Origin of the sequence: Nonomuraea sp. NPDC001831, from assembly GCF_042892035.1 — a bacterium.
GTDB lineage: Bacteria > Actinomycetota > Actinomycetes > Streptosporangiales > Streptosporangiaceae > Nonomuraea.
Genome location: NZ_JBIATU010000001.1, coordinates 661,054 through 676,108, shown reverse-complemented (window position 1 = coordinate 676,108; position 15,055 = coordinate 661,054). Strand labels below are relative to the sequence as shown.

At 76.0% G+C, this 15,055-nt stretch carries 16 protein-coding genes; 8 read left to right on the top strand and 8 right to left on the bottom strand.

Features of this window, described 5'->3' with window-relative positions; all coding sequences use genetic code 11:
• The first annotated feature begins 44 nt into the window (after positions 1-44).
• The gene (locus tag ACFYYW_RS02920; RefSeq protein ID WP_387644334.1) at positions 45-1,025 is read left to right on the top strand and encodes a LysR family transcriptional regulator; all 981 of its coding nucleotides are present in this window, start codon (positions 45-47) and stop codon (positions 1,023-1,025) included.
• On the opposite strand, the gene ACFYYW_RS02915 is transcribed toward ACFYYW_RS02920, so the two are convergent.
• On the bottom strand, positions 1,000-1,353 hold the full coding sequence (locus ACFYYW_RS02915; protein ID WP_387644332.1) for a hypothetical protein: 354 nt from the start codon (positions 1,351-1,353) through the stop codon (positions 1,000-1,002). The two genes, ACFYYW_RS02920 and ACFYYW_RS02915, sit on opposite strands and share 26 nt — an antisense overlap.
• Positions 1,354-1,582: 229 nt before the next feature.
• Here ACFYYW_RS02915 and ACFYYW_RS02910 point away from each other — a divergent pair, with 229 nt between their 5' ends.
• The 3 genes from ACFYYW_RS02910 to ACFYYW_RS02900 all read left to right on the top strand — a co-directional run bounded on the left by ACFYYW_RS02910 (position 1,583) and on the right by ACFYYW_RS02900 (position 4,083).
• Positions 1,583-2,185, top strand: a complete 603-nt coding sequence (locus tag ACFYYW_RS02910) for a cadmium resistance transporter (protein WP_387644329.1) — start codon at positions 1,583-1,585, stop codon at positions 2,183-2,185.
• Between the two features lie 119 nt (positions 2,186-2,304).
• Positions 2,305-2,952, top strand: a complete 648-nt coding sequence (locus ACFYYW_RS02905; protein ID WP_387644326.1) for a hypothetical protein — start codon at positions 2,305-2,307, stop codon at positions 2,950-2,952.
• A gap of 147 nt (positions 2,953-3,099) precedes the next feature.
• Entirely contained in the window at positions 3,100-4,083 is a 984-nt protein-coding gene (locus ACFYYW_RS02900; protein WP_387644323.1) for a hypothetical protein, read from the top strand.
• A gap of 33 nt (positions 4,084-4,116) precedes the next feature.
• Here the strand turns inward: ACFYYW_RS02900 and ACFYYW_RS02895 are convergent, their stop codons facing one another.
• The 3 genes from ACFYYW_RS02895 to ACFYYW_RS02885 form a co-directional block, all read right to left on the bottom strand.
• Positions 4,117-5,241: a hypothetical protein gene (locus tag ACFYYW_RS02895; RefSeq protein ID WP_387644321.1), complete on the bottom strand. Its 1,125-nt coding sequence runs from the start codon at positions 5,239-5,241 to the stop codon at positions 4,117-4,119.
• 46 nt (positions 5,242-5,287) lie between these two features.
• A complete protein-coding gene (locus ACFYYW_RS02890) occupies positions 5,288-5,782 on the bottom strand; it encodes a sigma-70 family RNA polymerase sigma factor (protein WP_352326341.1) in 495 nt (164 codons plus the stop codon).
• A 90-nt stretch (positions 5,783-5,872) separates the two neighbouring features.
• The gene (locus tag ACFYYW_RS02885; RefSeq protein ID WP_387644318.1) at positions 5,873-6,835 is read right to left on the bottom strand and encodes a MerR family transcriptional regulator; all 963 of its coding nucleotides are present in this window, start codon (positions 6,833-6,835) and stop codon (positions 5,873-5,875) included.
• Positions 6,836-6,994: 159 nt separating this feature from the next.
• Here ACFYYW_RS02885 and ACFYYW_RS02880 point away from each other — a divergent pair, with 159 nt between their 5' ends.
• The 3 genes from ACFYYW_RS02880 to ACFYYW_RS02870 are packed head-to-tail and all read left to right on the top strand — an operon-like array spanning position 6,995 to position 10,370.
• The gene (locus ACFYYW_RS02880) at positions 6,995-8,503 is read left to right on the top strand and encodes a phytoene desaturase family protein (RefSeq protein WP_387644315.1); all 1,509 of its coding nucleotides are present in this window, start codon (positions 6,995-6,997) and stop codon (positions 8,501-8,503) included.
• Entirely contained in the window at positions 8,500-9,399 is a 900-nt protein-coding gene (locus tag ACFYYW_RS02875) for a phytoene/squalene synthase family protein (protein WP_387644312.1), read from the top strand. The genes ACFYYW_RS02880 and ACFYYW_RS02875 overlap by 4 nt, the downstream gene beginning before the upstream one ends.
• Complete coding sequence (locus tag ACFYYW_RS02870; RefSeq protein ID WP_387644310.1) at positions 9,396-10,370, top strand: phosphate acyltransferase; 975 nt, start codon at positions 9,396-9,398, stop codon at positions 10,368-10,370. Before ACFYYW_RS02875 ends, ACFYYW_RS02870 begins: the two co-directional genes overlap by 4 nt.
• Positions 10,371-10,375: 5 nt before the next feature.
• Here the strand turns inward: ACFYYW_RS02870 and ACFYYW_RS02865 are convergent, their stop codons facing one another.
• On the bottom strand, positions 10,376-11,083 hold the full coding sequence (locus ACFYYW_RS02865) for a spheroidene monooxygenase (protein ID WP_387644307.1): 708 nt from the start codon (positions 11,081-11,083) through the stop codon (positions 10,376-10,378).
• On the opposite strand from ACFYYW_RS02865, the gene ACFYYW_RS02860 reads away from it, so the two are divergent.
• Positions 11,055-11,663 carry a glycerol-3-phosphate acyltransferase gene (locus tag ACFYYW_RS02860; RefSeq protein WP_387644304.1) on the top strand — a complete coding sequence of 203 codons (609 nt, stop codon included), beginning with the start codon at positions 11,055-11,057 and terminating at the stop codon, positions 11,661-11,663. The two genes, ACFYYW_RS02865 and ACFYYW_RS02860, sit on opposite strands and share 29 nt — an antisense overlap.
• Here the strand turns inward: ACFYYW_RS02860 and ACFYYW_RS02855 are convergent.
• From ACFYYW_RS02855 to ACFYYW_RS02845, 3 genes are read right to left on the bottom strand one after another with little or no spacing between them, the layout of a single operon-like run.
• Positions 11,602-12,765, bottom strand: coding sequence for a glycosyltransferase (locus ACFYYW_RS02855; RefSeq protein WP_387644302.1), 1,164 nt, complete (start codon positions 12,763-12,765; stop codon positions 11,602-11,604). The two genes, ACFYYW_RS02860 and ACFYYW_RS02855, sit on opposite strands and share 62 nt — an antisense overlap.
• On the bottom strand, positions 12,762-14,201 hold the full coding sequence (locus ACFYYW_RS02850) for a phytoene desaturase family protein (RefSeq protein ID WP_387644299.1): 1,440 nt from the start codon (positions 14,199-14,201) through the stop codon (positions 12,762-12,764). The genes ACFYYW_RS02855 and ACFYYW_RS02850 overlap by 4 nt, the downstream gene beginning before the upstream one ends.
• Positions 14,189-14,995, bottom strand: coding sequence for a carotenoid biosynthesis protein (locus ACFYYW_RS02845; RefSeq protein WP_387644296.1), 807 nt, complete (start codon positions 14,993-14,995; stop codon positions 14,189-14,191). The genes ACFYYW_RS02850 and ACFYYW_RS02845 overlap by 13 nt, the downstream gene beginning before the upstream one ends.
• Between the last annotated feature and the right edge of the window lie 60 nt (positions 14,996-15,055).

Genomic DNA, 15,055 nt, shown 5'->3' with positions numbered 1-15,055 from the left:
GCCCCGACCTGCACAACCGATGGTTGTGTCCGTAAAGTGTGCGCATGGACCTCGACATCGTCCGGACCTTCGTCGCCGCCGCCGAGGCGGGGCAGTTCCAGGAGGCCGCCGCCGACCTGGCGGTCACCCAGCAGGCCGTCTCCAAGCGCATCGCCGCCCTGGAACGCGACCTCGGGGTGCGGCTGTTCACCCGCACCCCGCGGGGCACGAATCTGACCATCGACGGGCAGGCGTTCCTGCCGCACGCCCGCGAGCTGCTCCGGGTCGCCGAGCGGGCGGTCGCGTCCGTACGGGCGGGCAGCCGTCCGCTGCGGGTCGACGTGCTGGCCTCGCGCGGCGTGGGGTCGAGCCTGATGCGCGGCTTCCATCACGCCTACCCCGGCATCGACCTCGACGTGGTGATGTTGTTCGACATCGACGCGGCCGTCTCCGCCATCCGGTCCGGCACGATCGACGCCTCCTTCCGCGCCGTCGCCATGCCCGGCCGGCCCCTTCCCGACGACGTCGAGTCCGCCTGGGTGGTCGACGAGGCCCTCCAGCTCCTCACCGGACCCGGCCACGCGCTGGCCGACGCCCGCTCGGTGACCCTCGGCCGGCTCGCCGGACACCGGATCTGGATGCCCGGCCTCGCCCCCGGCACGGAGTGGACCGCCTTCTACGACGACCTGGTCGCCGAGTTCGGCCTCACCATCGAGGCGACCGGCCCCAACTTCGGCTCCGACGTGCTCCTCGACACCATCGCCGACACCCCGGCCCTGGCCACGTTCATGGGTGACCGGACCCGGCTCGTCTGGCCCGCCGGTCACGGGCTGCGCCGCATCCCGGTGACCGGCCCCACGCCCGTCTACCCCCACTCGCTCCTGTGGCGCCGCGACAACCCGCACCCGGCGCTGGCCACCCTGCGCGCCCACCTCGCCGCCACGGCGGCCGAGCCCCTGGCCGGGACGTGGGCCCCGGCCTGGGCGCGGCGGAGGCACGGCCTGCCCGCGCCCTCGCCGGTCAGCCCTCCTGCGGGCCTTGGGTGACCCAGTAGTCCTGGAGCAGGGTGTTCTTGGGGCACCACTCCTCCGAGACGGACGTTCCTCCCACCATGGGCCCGGGGCGCTCCGGCTCGATCCCGCAGCGGATGTGCACCTGGTGCCAGTGCTGGTAGGTGCCGGGCGGGCAGACGGACCGCGCCCCGAACTGCTCGTACCTGATGACCGTGCCGCCGACGCGGTGGGTCTGCTCCGCCCGGCAGGGGCCGTCCGCCGCCGCCCGCGGGTGGGCGTCCGGCCCGGCGTGCGCCGGCCCGCCGGGCAGCGTCAGGGCGGCGGCGAGGGCGGCGGTGGTGAGTGCGCTGCGTACGCGCATGGTGGTCTCCTTCGATCGGGGTCGGCGGAAGCGGCCGACGCGCTCCGGGGCGCATCGGGCGTGCCCGCCCGGCCGCGTCCGGTGGACGACAGCGAAGCCGCGCCGGCACGGTGTCCAACAGCATCTCGGCCGAACCCGTCCGGTGTGGGACGCCGCATCGGCGGCTCTCCGGCCCGCCTGCGCCCCGATAGGGTCATCCGGGCATCTCCGGACAGAAGGACCCTCTCTGGTGAATCTGGGCATCGTCGGGCAGGCCGCGGGGCTGTTCGCCGTCACCAACATCGACGACATCCTGATCCTGGCGTTGTTCTTCGCCCAGGGCGCGGGCAGGCGGGGCGTCGCCGTCCGGGTCGTGGCGGGCCAGTACCTGGGCTTCCTCGCCCTCGTGGCGGTGGCCGTGGCGGCGGGCTTCGGGGCGACCTTCCTGCCCGGGTCGCTGATCCCGTACCTCGGGCTGCTTCCCCTCGCCCTGGGCGTCAAGGCCGCCTGGCAGGCGTGGCGGAGCCGCCGCGACGGCGACGACGGCGAACCGGACGCCGACCCGCCCGGCGGCCCGAGGACGCTGGAGGTCGCCGCGGTCACCTTCGCCAACGGCGGCGACAACATCGGCGTGTACGTGCCGGTCTTCGCCACCGCCGGTCCCGGCGCCACCGCCGGGTACGTCGTCGTGTTCCTCGTCCTGGTCGGCGTGTGGTGCGCGGCCGGACGGTTCTTCGCCACCCGCCCCCTGGTCGCCCGCGCCCTGAGCCGGTGGGGGCACGTCCTGCTGCCCGTGGTCCTGATCGGGCTGGGCCTGCTCATCCTCGTCGAGGGCGGCGCCTTCGGGCTTTAGATCCGGGGAACTTCGGCGCGGCCCGAACCAAGGGCCGGGCGGGGGCGTCCAACAAGATCACGGCATCGGAAGGGGGCCCGGATGGTGATCCGCTCAGGCGGCGCCTCGGGGGCGCGGGCATGGTGAGGCGCGCACGCGCCGCCCGTCCGGCGCCGCGGATCGACGTGGCCCGCCTGCCCGAGGACGTCGTGGCGCTCATTGACGCCCTGGAACCCGGCGAGAGCGTGGTCCTCACGCGTGACGGCGCGTCGATCGCGACGATCTCCAGCACCGTCGACGTGGTCCAGGGCGCCGTCGTCGGCCGCGCGGCGCCGGACGAGCCCGCCGATCCGCCGCCGGTCGGCCACGACGGCGTGACGGTCGTGGCCACCGCGATGGAGTTGTCGAACGCCGCCCGGGTCGCCCTGTCCGACCGGCTCGGGGCCGACTACGTGGTGCTCGACATGCACGCCGCCCCGGCGACGGCCGACGTGCTGCTGGTGCCCGCCGGCAGCCCGCAGCTGATCGCCGGGCTCCGGTCGATGTTCCCGAAGGCCCGCGTGGTCGTCACCGAGATCGAGGACCCGGAGCTCGGCGTCCGGTACCACGGCCCGGTCCGGCGGCTGCTCGACGCCGGCGCGGACGCGTACCTGCCGCCGGCGACCGTCCCGCTGCTGGCCAGGCAGCTCGGCCACGTCCTGGGCCCGGGGCGCGAGCTCACCGGCGAGGCCACGGCGCCCCTGCAGATCGCCCCGGCGGAGGATCGCGACCCGGACGAGCCGGCCTAGCCCGGCGGCCCCTGCGACGGCGGGCCGAACACGGTGGCGGTGGCGACGTCACCCGAGCTCGTGCGCTTGGGTCTGCCGTCGCCGCCGAAGAGCTCCCCTGTCAACCGGACGATTGCTTGAAATGGATCATCGGGCGACGATTGGCGCATGCGTCTGAACTTCCAGGTGGGCGACCTCGCGGCCACCCGGTTCGTGGTCTCGCCCCTGACCCACGCGATCTTCGCGGCCTTCAGCGTCCACCATCCCGACCTGACCGAGAAGGGCTCGATCTGGCGGGACATCGCCAGGACCGTGCCGCGCCGGACGTTGCCGCTGCTCGACATCCTCAACCGCGGCGCCTCCCGCGTCACCCTGCACGAGGGGCTGGTCACCTCCGAGGTGGCCCCGCCGATCGAGACCGCGGCGCTCTCCGACGAGCTCGACACGCTCGCCGCCCTGGACACCCCGCCCGAGGAGCGCGAGTTCGGCGGCGACCTGTGGCGCTTCAGCGGGGTGCCGGGACGGCCCGACCTGGACATGGATCCGGCGCGGTTCCGCCGGGCCCTGGCCGACAGCATGTACGTGCTCTTCCACCGTTTCCTCGCCCCGGAATGGCCCGGCATGCGCCGCCGGCTCGAAGCCCGGCTGGCCGCCTACCAGGAGACGGTGGCGCGGATCGGGCTCGGCTCCGCGCTCAGCACCCTCAGCCCGCGGCTGTCCTGGGACGGCGGCGGCATGGTCGTCGCGGGCGGGCCGCCGATCACCGTCGATCTCGGCGGACGCGGCCTGCTGCTGCATCCGATCTCCGGCGCCTCCCCCCGCTACCTGGGCATCGCGACCACCCGGGACCGGCGCAGCTCGGTGCTCACCGTCCCGATGCCCGACGGCGGCCGGCAGGTGCTGCCGTCACCGGCCTTCGACACACTCGCCGCGCTGGTCGGGCGGGCGCGGGCGCGGGTGATGCGGGCCGTCGGCGGGCACGGCTGCCGTACGGACGAGCTGGCCGGGCGGCTCAGGATCAGCGCGTCCACCGCCTCCGAGCACGTCACCGTGCTGCGCAACGCCGGGCTGATCGCCACCCGCCGCAACGGCCGGGCCGTCCACCACCACCTGACCTCACTCGGCGCCCGCCTGCTGGAGGCCAACGGCTGACCACGGCCGTTCCTCCGGTCACCGGTCCGGGGCTCAGGTCCGGGAGGCGTCCCCGGACAGGAAGTCGCGGACGAGGCGGTCGTAACGGGCGCGGTCGACGTTCCACGCCTGCGTGTGCCCGCCCCGCTCGAACGGCTCGAACCGGATCTCCCACCCCACCCGCCTGCCCGTGGCCACGAGACCGTACGCCTCCTGGATCGGGTGCTCGGCGTCGGGGACGGTGTGGATCAGCAGCAGCGGCGGCCGGACCCGCGGCGGACGCCGGATCAGGCTGAGCCGGCCGGTGTCGACCCCGGTACGCCACCGGACGACCTGGTTCGACAGACCGGCCAGGAAGCCGGGCAGGTGGTGGTTCCTGACGCCCTGTTCGGCGGTCATGCCGGCGTCGATCATGGGGGCGTCCATGACGACCCGGTCGACCAGGGCCGCCAGCGGCGACCGGTCCAGGAACTGCCCGACGATCTGGCCGCCCATCGAGGTGCCGTAGAGGACGAACCGCCGTGCCCCCATCGTCCGCGCGTGGCGCAGGGCGGCCTCCAGGTCGCGCCACTCCGAGTCGCCCAGGTGCAGCAGCCCGTCGGGCGAGGCGGGCGCGCCCTGGTCGTTGCGGTAGCTGATGTCCAGGAAGGGCAGCCGCAGCCCGTGCACGACGGGCAGCACCTTCAGCTCCGCCTTGCGCCGCCCGTTCTGGCCGTGGACGGCGACCACCCAGGTGTCGCCCTCGCCGGGCACGTACCAGGCCGGCGCGGGCCCCAGCTCGGTGGGCACCATGATCTCGGTGTAGCCGATCCCCCAGGCCACCTCGGGATCGCCGGGCGGCACGTCGCCTAACCAGCCGGGCGTGCCGACCGAGGGGACGTGGCCGCGCAGCACCTTGCGCGTCACCCGGTCGGCGGCGCCGGCGACGACGTCGCCGAGCATGGCGTACGAGCCGGTCCACTCCAGCCAGTACGTGCCCGGCCTGCCGGTCTCCGGCGTGCGCGCGAGCGTGACCAGGTCGCCCCGCACAGCCAGGACCTCGGTGTTGCTCGTGCCGTGACGGACGACGCCGACCGACTGCTCGCTGCCGAACCACGCCCCGGCCACCGTCGCCCCGGCCAGGACGACGACGATCGCCAGACCCGCGATCCATAACCGCCTTTTCCCAATTGCTCGCATGTATACAGAGTAAACTATGGCGGTTTACGCCGTATACATCCTCGGCTCAGGCCGTTCCGGCCAGGAGGTCCGAGAGCCGGTGCAGCCCGCGGGAGATGCGGGCCTTGACGGTGCCGATGGGCACGCGCAGGTGGTCGGCGATCTCCCGCTGGGTCAGGTCGGCGAAGTAGGCCAGCTCGATGGCCTGCCGCTGGGCGTCCGACAGTTCGGCGAGCGCGCGGTCGATCTGGTCGCGGTCGCCGAGCGCGTCGGGCGCCGGCCGGGCGCGTCCGGGCAGATCGCCCGCCTCCTGCAGCGGCACGGTCAGCAACCGCCGCACCCGCAGATGGTCGACGGCGCGGCGGTGGGCGATGGCGAAGACCCACGCGGCCTGGCTGCGCCCGGGATCGTACCGCCCGCGCGAGCGCCAGACGTCGGCGAAGACCACCTGCAGCAGGTCCTCCACCTCCTGGGCGGGCACGAACCGGCGCAGGTAGGCGCGCACGGAGGCAGCGTGCGTGCGGTAGCACTCGCCGAGCGCTTCCTCGTCACTGGTGTCCATGCGCCTGCCCCTCACCGCAAAAACCTATTCAAAACTTATTCATACCGAGGCGCGGCAGGCGGTCACAAGCTCATCGGGGGAAAGGGCGGCTCAAATCAAGGTCGACATGACGCATGCGACGGCGTCGGGCAGCGTCGACACCCTGACGACGCCCGCCGGTGCCCGGCCCTGCCAGCCGCGCCCGCCGATGACGATCCGGCAGGCCGGACGCACCTGGGGCAGGGCGGCGAGCGGAGCGGTGTCGCCGGTCTCCGCCCGCTGCGACCAGACGAACACGGCCGCGGGACCGAGCCGCCGCATCGCGTGCGCCAGCGCCGCGTAGGGGGTGCGGGCGCCGAGCACGCGGGTCTGCACGCCGCGTTCGGCGAGCGCGGCGGCCAGCGCGTGCACCGGAAGGCTGTGCTGCTCCTCCTCGGCACACGCCAGGACCACCGGCCGGTCCGGCCGGTCCGGCCGGTCGGACTGCGGCGGCACGTCGCCGGCGAGCCGGTGCAGTGCCGCCTGGAGGTGGCCGGACAGCAGGTGCTCGGCGTCGATGCCGGACCCGGTCGCGTCCTGGCCCCAGCAGACGGCGTCGAGCGCGGGCAGGAAGAGGTGCTCCCACGTCCACACCACGCCCTGCGCGGCCAGCGTCTCCTCGACCAGGGCGGCGACGGCACGGCCGTCGAGCATGACCGCGGCGCGGGCCAGCGCGGCGACGACCTGCCGCCGCGCGGGCCGCCCGCCGGGAGGCTGCGGCGTCCGCAGGCCGCCGGACGGGACGGGCGTCGTCCGGGCGCCGGACGGCGGCGCGGCGGGGGTGTCGGGCAGGGCGAGGGCGAGCCGGGCCGCCTCGGCCGGCACCAGACCGGTGGCGATCAGGCGTTTCATCTCGGCCAGCCGCCGCACGTCGGCGGCGCCGTAGCGGCGGTGGCCGCCGGGGCTGCGGCGGCTGGGGCCCAGGCCGTAGCGCAGGTTCCAGGTGCGCAGGGTCGGCGCGGGGATGCCGAGACGCCGGGAGACGGCTCCGATGCCGAATCCCGCGTCCTCGCTGACCGGTGTGTCCTCGTCCATGGTGTTCCCGCTGCCGCTCGACGTGTCCGACTATCTTTTCGCGCTTGCGGGGTGCTTGGGCGCATGGCTGGGCGCGTCCGGCTTGATCCCGTTGTCCGGTGTCGTGCAACCGGGCGCGCTCCCGGCACGAAAGCAGTTCATAGCGACAGAAGGAGCTGCGTGCATGGACACGGTGACCTCGCAGGCCGGGCACGGGCGTGGGACGGCCGCCCGATGAGCCCGGTGGTCGTCGTCGGGGCCGGGCTGGGCGGGCTGGCCGCGGCCGTCCACCTGGCGGCCGCCGGACGTCAGGTCACCGTGGTCGAGGCCCTCGACGAGCCCGGGGGCTGCTGCGGCACCGCCCGGCTCGGGCCGTTCCGCTTCGACACCGGCCCCTCGGTGCTGACCATGCCGGGCGTGCTCGCGGAGGTGTTCGGCGCGGCCGGGCAGGAGCTGCGGCACTGGCTGCCGTTGCACCGCCTGGACCCGTCGTACCGGATGGTCTTCGACGACGGGTCGCGGCTGGACGTCCTGCCCGAGCGCGAGGCGATGGCCGAGCAGGTGCGGACGGTGTGCGGGCCCGCCGAGGCGGCGCGCTACGACCGCTACCGGGCGCTGCTCGACGAGCTGTTCCGGGTGGAGTGGCCGACGTTCATCGACGCGGACGTGAGCCGGCTGCGCGCCCTGGCCCGGCCGGCCGCGCTGCTCCGGCTGGCCCGGCTGGGCGGCTTCCGCCGGCTGGACCGCCTGGCCGCCCGCCACCTGCGCGATCCCCGGCTGATCAAGGCGCACACCTTCCAGTCCCTCTACGTGGGGCTCGCGCCGCAGCGCGCGCTCGGCATCTACGCCGTCATCGCCCACATGGACACCGTCGGCGGCGTGTACTTCCCGCGGCGCGGCGGCATGCACGCCATCCCCTCGGCCATGGCGGCCCTGCTGGCGAAGCTGGGCGCCGACCTCCGCTACGGCGTCCGCGCCGCCAAGGTCGAGACGGACTCCGACGGCGTCACCGGGGTGCTGCTGGCGGGCGGCGAGCGGCTCGCGGCGCGGCAGGTGGTCGTGGCCTGCGACCGCCTGGCCGCCCGGCGGCTGCTGCCCGGCCCGGCGGCCGACTGGCGGTTGCGCCGCCCCCACCACTCCCCCTCCTGCCTGGTGCTGCACGTCGGCCTGGACCGTCCCCTCGACGGCCAGGCCCACCACACCCTGCATTTCGGGCGCGTCTGGGAGGAGACCTTCACGGCGCTGGCGGCCGGCCGTCCGCAACCCGATCCCAGCCTGCTGATCACCCATCCCGAACCGGACGGCGAGGCGGCGCCCCCCGGGCAGGCCACGCTCAGCGTCCTGGAACCCGCGCCCAACCTGCGGACCGCCGACTGGGACCGGTTGCGGCCGGAGCTGGAGGAGCGGCTGCTCGGCCGCCTGGCCGCGCTCGGCCACGGCGACCTGTCCGGCGCGCCCCGGCTGGTGCTCGACCCGCCCGCCTGGGCGGCGCGCGGGCACAGCGCGGGCACCCCGTTCGCGCTGGACCACCGCTTCACCCAGACGGCGTGGCTGCGGCCCTCGGCCGTCGCCCGGCGGGTGCCGGGGCTGCACTTCGCCGGCATGTACACCGCGCCCGGCGTCGGCATCCCCCCGGTGCTGATCTCCGGCCGGCTCGCCGCCGAACGCATCTTGAAGGAGGCCCGTTGACGCTCACCGCCAGCTACGAACGCTGCCGACAACTCCACGCCCGCTACGGCCGCTCCTACTACCTGGCCACCCGCCTGCTGCCGCAGTGGAAACGCCGGCACGTGCACGCCCTGTACGGCTTCGCCCGCTACGCCGACGAGATCGTCGACTCCTTCACCATGACCGGCGACCGCGCCCGCGCGCTCGACGACCTGGCCGCCAAGGTCGAGGCCGGGCTGGCCGGGGCGGCGACGGGCGATCCGATGCTGCCCGCGTTCCTGCACACCGTGCACTCCTTCGGCATCGAGCACGGCGACGTCCGCGCCTTCCTCGCCTCGATGCGCGCCGACCTGTCCGTGCGGCGGTACGCGACCTACGACGACCTGCTGGGGTACATGTCGGGATCGGCCGCCGCGATCGGCACGATGATGCTGCCGGTGCTGGAGCCGGCGCCCGGCCACGAGGAGGCGGCCCGCGAGCCGGCCCGCCAGCTCGGGCTGGCCTTCCAGCTCACCAACTTCCTGCGCGACGTCGCCGAGGACTTCGCCCGCGGCCGCGTCTACCTGCCGATGGAGGACCTGGACAAGTTCGGCGTCGTGCCCGGCATGCTGGGCGAGCGGCGGACCCGGCGGGCGGTGCGCGACCTGCTGGCCTTCGAGGCCGGGCGGGCCCGCGAGCACTACCGGGCCGCCGACGAGGGCATCGGCCTGCTCGTCGCCTCCTCGCGGCCGTGCGTGCGCGCCGCCTTCGAGCTGTACGGCGGCATCCTGGCCGAGATCGAGCGGCGCGGCTTCGACGTCCTGGCCGGGCGGGTGCGGGTGCCGCGCCGCCGCAAGGCCGCCGTCTTCGCCCGGCACCTGCTGGCCTCCGCCGAGTCGGGCCGGGCCGAGCGGCGCGTCCGCGTGGAGCTGCCGTGACCGGCGCGGCCCCCGTGGTGCTGGACGCGATGGGCGGCGACCACGGGCCCGCCGAGGTGGTCGCGGGGGCGGTGCTGGCCTGCCGTGAGCACGGCGTGCCCGTCGTCCTGGCCGGACCGGCGCCGCGGCTGGCCGAGGAGCTGCGGCGGCACGGCGCCGCGGACGAGATCGCGGTGGCCCACGCCGAGGACGCCGTGCCCATGACCGAGCGGGGAGCGGGCGCGACCGCGCTGGCCGCCTCCAGCCTGGCGATCGGCTGCGACCTGGTCGGACGGGGCGAGGGCGGGGCGCTGGTGTCGGCCGGGGCCACCGGCGCGGTGGTCGCCTGCGCGGTGCGCGGCATCGGCCGGGCGACCGGCGTGCTGCGGCCCGCGCTGGCCGTGGCGCTCCCGTCGCTGCCGGGCGGGGCGAGCGTGCTGGTGGACGCCGGCGCGATCACCGATCCGCGCCCCGCCATGCTGGCCCAGTTCGCGCTGCTCGGCGTGGGGTACGCGCGGGCCGTGCTGGGCGTGGCCGACCCGGTGGTGGGGCTGCTGTCGATCGCGGCGGAGCCGGGCAAGGGCAACCGGCTGGCCCGGGAGGCCGAAGAGCTGCTGAGCGCGCTGCCGGTGCGCTTCCACGGCCCGATCGAGGGGCACGACGTCCTGGCCGGCACGGTGGACGTGATCGTCACCGACGGCTTCACCGGCAACGTCGTGCTCAAGAACGTCGAGGGCTGCGTGCGCACGGCGCTGACCATGGTGGCCGACGCCGGCATCGCCGCCCCCGACCGGCTCGCCGAGGTGGCGCGCCGCTACGACCCGCAGACGCACGGCGGCGCCGTCCTGCTCGGCCTGCGCGGCACCGTCGTGGTCGCGCACGGCTCCTCGCGGGCGGCCACGATCGCCCGCGCCTGCGTGGTGGCCCACACGCTGGCGGAGCGGGACCCGGCGGCCGGGATCGCGGCGGCAGCCGTCACGGCGGCGGGATGAGGACGTCAGCTCAGCGGGTCGCGCCCGTCCCAGCGGCCCTCGCTGGCATAGGGGACGAAGCGGGCGAACAGCTCTTCGGCGTACCAGTCGCGGGCCCGTACCTGCTCGATGACCCGCCGGTGGGCCTGGCCCCGGTAGGCGAAGTCCCGTACGGCCCGCCGGTCCCGCCACAGCGAGAAGGTGGCCTGCCGGGCGAGCGGCCACTCCCCCATGCCGACCGAGGCCAGGCAGCCGTCCTGCCGCCCCAGCAGCTCCTCGACCGGCGGGACCGACCGGTAGAAGGCGACCAGCCGGCCGGGCCGGACGGAGGCCCTGGTGAGCACCGCCACCGGGCCGGGCCCGCCGTCGTCGCGGGCCGGCACGCCGCCGAACGGGTCACGCCCGCCCCACGCGCCGCGCGAGGCGACCGGGGCGAGCCGGGTCTGCCAGTACTCCGCGGACTCCGTCCGCCACCGGGCGGCGATCGGCGAGTCGCGCAGGAACTCCGCCAGGTCGCTCTCCCGCCGCCAGACGGCGAACAGGGCCCAGCGCCGCAGGTCGGCGCCCAGCGACATCGAGCGTCCCCGGCCGGTGCCGAGCAGCCGCCAGAAGAGCGGGCCGCCGGGGCGGCGCAGCAGCGGCCGGTCGAAGGCCATGTGCTTCATCGCCCCCCTGCCGCCGTACCGGACGAGGTGGAACGACGCGATGGTTGAGGTGCTCGGGTCGGTCGTCATCGGCTACCTGCTGGGGTCGGTGCCGGTCGCGGTCCTGACGGCGCGGGCGCACGGCGTCGATCCGCGCGACGTCGGCGACCGCAACCCGGGGTACTGGAACGTCAAGGAGCAGCTCGGGCGGTGGGCGGGCGTGCCGGTGTTCGCCGGCGACACGCTGAAGGGCGCTCTGGCCGCCCTGGTCGCGCTGGCGATCGGCGGCGGCCACACCGCCGCCTTCGGCGTGGTGTCGGGGGCGAGCGTGGCGCCGGTGTACCTGGCGGTGGCGGCGGCCATGGCGGGGCACGCGTGGCCGCTGTTCGCCGGCTTCCGGGGCGGCCGGTGCGTGCTCACCTTCGCCGGCGGGGTCGCGGTCATCTGCCCGCCGGCGTTCGCGCTGGCCGTGGCGGCGCTGACGCTGGCGGCGCTGGCGACGCGGTCGTTCGCGGCGGGCGCGCGCCTGGCGGTGTTCGGGGTGCCGCTGCTGCAGCTGCTGTTCATGCCGGCCGAGCTGGTGGCGGCCACCGGGGGGCTGATGTGCCTCATCGGGCTGCGTTTCGGGCAGGCCGCGCTGGCCGACCGCCGCCGCTCGTCCCCCCGCTGACGCCGCCGCCGCCCTCGCCGTCGATGGCGAGCCCGGCGTCGCCGTAGGTGCGGCCGCGCCAGCTGCGCACCGGCCGTACGGTGGCCTGCGTCAGGCGGACCGCGGCGGCCGGGTCCAGCAGCGGCGACAGCGGCAGGCTCGCCCCGGGCCGCCGGTAGCTGCCCCGCAACGCCGCCGTCAGGGACACCCGCAGCCCCAGCAGCGCCAGGTCCAGGCCGGTCGGGCGGCCCGCGGCCAGCCGCAGCACGGGCAGCGCCATCGTCAGCCAGATGACCGCCAGGTCGGCCGCCTGCCGGCCGGGGCCGGTCACGTCGGCCAGCGGCAGCGAACGGCCCCACTCCCGCCACAACTCGCCCGCCGAGTCGTGCATGTCGACCTCCAGCAGGCCGCCGGCGTCCAGGAAGCCCACCGACCAGCCCTGTGCGGCCAGGCGGCGGGCCAGCGCCACGTCGTCGGTCATCCGGTCGCGGACGAGCGCGAAGCCGTCCGCCGCGGTCATCCGGGAGCGCCGGAAGGCCATGCACTGGCCGTTGGCGATCACCCGGTGCGGCGGCGGCGGGGTCGGCGGGCCGACGGGGCCGAAGCGGTAGACCAGCGTCGCCAGCATGGAGGCGTGCAGGGCCTGCTCCAGCGGGCCGTCGCAGACGAACCGGGGGCCCGCGCTGACCAGGTCGTAGCGGTCCAGGGCCGCGGCCAGCGCCCCGAACAGGCCGGGCGCGGGCCGGACGTCGGCGTCCAGCGTGACCACCACGCCGGCGCGGGCGGCGGCGACCCCCTGGCGCAGCGCCCACTGCTTGCCGACCCAGCCGGGCGGCAGCGGATCGGCGGTGACGACGGTGGCGCCCAGGGACGCCGCCAGCCTCGCCGTGCCGTCCCGGGAGCCGTCGTCCACGACGATCACCTCGCGGACGCCCGGGGCGGCCAGCGCGGCGCGCAGGCACGGGCCGATCCTGGCCTCCTCGTCGCGGGCGGGGATCACCACGGAGACCGGCTCGCCCGCGACCGGACGGGCCCGCAGCGCGGGCAGCCGCCGCCGCCCCCGCGCGAGCCGGGCCACGACGACGGCCGCCGCCACGCCCTGCGCGACGGTCAGCGCCCTCATCGCGGACCGCCCGCGAGGTCCTGGGACACCAGACCGGCGACGATGCGGGCGCCCAGCGTCACCATCGGCAGGCCCCCGCCGGGGTGGGCCGAGCCGCCCACCAGGTACAGTCCGCGTCTCGGCCCCCGGTTGCCCGGCCGGGCGAAGGACGCCAGCCTGCCCCGGTAGGCGCTGCCGTAGATCGCGCCGCCCCAGGAGCCGTACCGGTCCCGGAGGTCCGCGGGGGTGAGGACGTCGACGAAGCGCAACCGGCCGGCCAGGTCGCAGCCGCGCCCGGCCAGCCGCTCCAGCACCAGGTCCCGGTACGCCTCGACGCCGATCCCCCACCGGGCCGGATCCCGGGCGGGCACGTTGACCAGCATCGTCCAGTTCTCCGACCCGGCAGGGGCCTGGGAGGCGTCGTCCACCGCCGAGCAGCCGACGTAGACCGTCGGGTCGAGCGGCGGACGGCCCCGGTCGAAGATGTCGGCGAACTCGCGCTCGTAGTCGGCCGAGAACAGCACCGAATGGTGCGGCAGCCCCGGCGTGCGGCCCTCCACCCCGGCCAGCAGCAGGAAGGCCGAGGAGGAGGTGCCGAGCCGGGCGATCCGGCGCAGCCGCCGCCGGTCCGGCGACAGGAGGCCGTACAGGGCGGCGGCGTCGGTGCCGGCCACCACGACGTCGGCCCGCACCCTGCGCCCGCTCGCCAGCCGCACCCCGGTGACCTTGGACGCGTCGGCCTCGACGGCGGCGACGGGCTCGGACAGGAAGATCTCCACCCCGGCGGCCTTCAGCAGCAGCGTCAGGTCGTCGGCCAGGCGGGCCAGGCCGCCGGGCGCGTACCAGACGCCCTGCCCGTGCTCCAGCGCCGGGACGCAGCCCAGCGCCGCCGGCGCCCGGTACGGGCTCGATCCGGCGTACGTGGCGTAGCGGCCGACGTACTGGCGGAGGCGGGGGTCACGGAAGTGGCGCCGGGCCAGCCCGGCCAGGGTGCGAGCGGGGGCCACCGCGGTCAGGTCCGACAGCCGCGGCCTTCCCTGGCGCCGGATCGGCGGCCCGGCGAACACGGTCCGCTCCGCCGCCCGCAGGCAGCCCTGCGCCCAGTGGTGGAAGGCCGTCCAGGCCCGGCCCTCGCCCGGCGCCAGCCGCTCGACCTCGGCGGCCATGCGCGCCGGGTCGCGGTGGGCGTCCAGGACGGCGCCGTCGGCGAAGCGGTAGCGGCACAGCAGCTCGGGCTCGACCAGCTCGCGGTCCAGCCCGAGCTCGCGCAGCACGCGCGGCATGGTGAGCAGCGACGGGCCGAGGGAGAAGGTGAAACCGTCACGGCGATGCTCGGCCAGCTTGCCGCCCAGCCGCGGCAACTGCTCGTACAGCCGCACCTCGTGACCCTGGCGGGCCAGCAGCAGCGCGCACGCCATGCCGCCCATGCCGCCGCCGATCACCGTCACCTCGGCCATGACCGCCTCCATGCCGGCGCGGCGAACGCGCCCATCGTGATCCCTCCGGCGGCGGCGACCAGCAGGTCCGGCGGCTGGAACACCGCCGCGAAGCCCACCGTCTCCATCACCGCCATGACCGTGTAGAGCGCCAGCAGCCCGCGCGCCGGGGCGCCGGGGCGGACGATCCGCCCGACGACCACCATGACCAGCGCCGACACCAGCAGCCAGCCGGCGAAGTTGCTCAGCGGCACGCCGCGGTAGAAGCCCTCCCGCGCCCAGGTCCACAGACCGAGCCGGACCATCTGGGGATCGAGGAACAGGTCCCACGCCGTCAGCGCGCCCGCGCCCGCGCACACCCTGGCCACCCCGCCGGACGGCACGACAGCGACCGCCACCGCGTGGGCCGCCAGCCCCATGCCGCCCCACGCCAGCACCACCACCACGGGGACCCCGGCCACCTGCGGCCACAGCGCGTCGCTGTAGCCGTAGGAGCCGAACGGGAACCCGGTCAGCAGCCCCGCCAGCTCGGCCGCGTACCCGGTCAGCGCCGCCCCGGCGAAGGCGGCCGCCGCCCTGGCCGCGCCCCAGGCGTCCGCGGCGAAGGCCACGGCGCACGCCGCCAGCAGCACGACGATCACCCCGGTGAGCCGCTCGGGCCGCGCGGCCAGCCCGGACGCCACCTGGCAGCCCATCATCGCCAGCACCGACAGCACGCCGAGCGCGCGGCCCGGCCGCAGCGCCGAGCTCAGGGCCGATCTCCGGGCCGATCTCAGGGCCGCGCCCGTCGCCTGCCGGTCCGGTGTGCGTTCCACATACCTGTGTTTCGCACGTGCCGCCCGCGGGGTTGCACGGGCCGCGAGCCGGTACGGGAT

Bases quoted from the DNA above. Each gene is read 5' to 3' on its own strand.
- ACFYYW_RS02920 (WP_387644334.1), top strand. From the start codon at position 45: ATGGACCTCGACATCGTCCGGACCTTCGTCGCCGCCGCCGAGGCGGGG.
- ACFYYW_RS02915 (WP_387644332.1), bottom strand. From the start codon at position 1,353: ATGCGCGTACGCAGCGCACTCACCACCGCCGCCCTCGCCGCCGCCCTG.
- ACFYYW_RS02905 (WP_387644326.1), top strand. From the start codon at position 2,305: ATGGTGAGGCGCGCACGCGCCGCCCGTCCGGCGCCGCGGATCGACGTG.
- ACFYYW_RS02900 (WP_387644323.1), top strand. From the start codon at position 3,100: ATGCGTCTGAACTTCCAGGTGGGCGACCTCGCGGCCACCCGGTTCGTG.
- ACFYYW_RS02895 (WP_387644321.1), bottom strand. From the start codon at position 5,241: ATGCGAGCAATTGGGAAAAGGCGGTTATGGATCGCGGGTCTGGCGATC.
- ACFYYW_RS02890 (WP_352326341.1), bottom strand. From the start codon at position 5,782: ATGGACACCAGTGACGAGGAAGCGCTCGGCGAGTGCTACCGCACGCAC.
- ACFYYW_RS02885 (WP_387644318.1), bottom strand. From the start codon at position 6,835: ATGGACGAGGACACACCGGTCAGCGAGGACGCGGGATTCGGCATCGGA.
- ACFYYW_RS02860 (WP_387644304.1), top strand. From the start codon at position 11,055: ATGGTTGAGGTGCTCGGGTCGGTCGTCATCGGCTACCTGCTGGGGTCG.
- ACFYYW_RS02865 (WP_387644307.1), bottom strand. From the start codon at position 11,083: ATGACGACCGACCCGAGCACCTCAACCATCGCGTCGTTCCACCTCGTC.
- ACFYYW_RS02855 (WP_387644302.1), bottom strand. From the start codon at position 12,765: ATGAGGGCGCTGACCGTCGCGCAGGGCGTGGCGGCGGCCGTCGTCGTG.
- ACFYYW_RS02850 (WP_387644299.1), bottom strand. From the start codon at position 14,201: ATGGCCGAGGTGACGGTGATCGGCGGCGGCATGGGCGGCATGGCGTGC.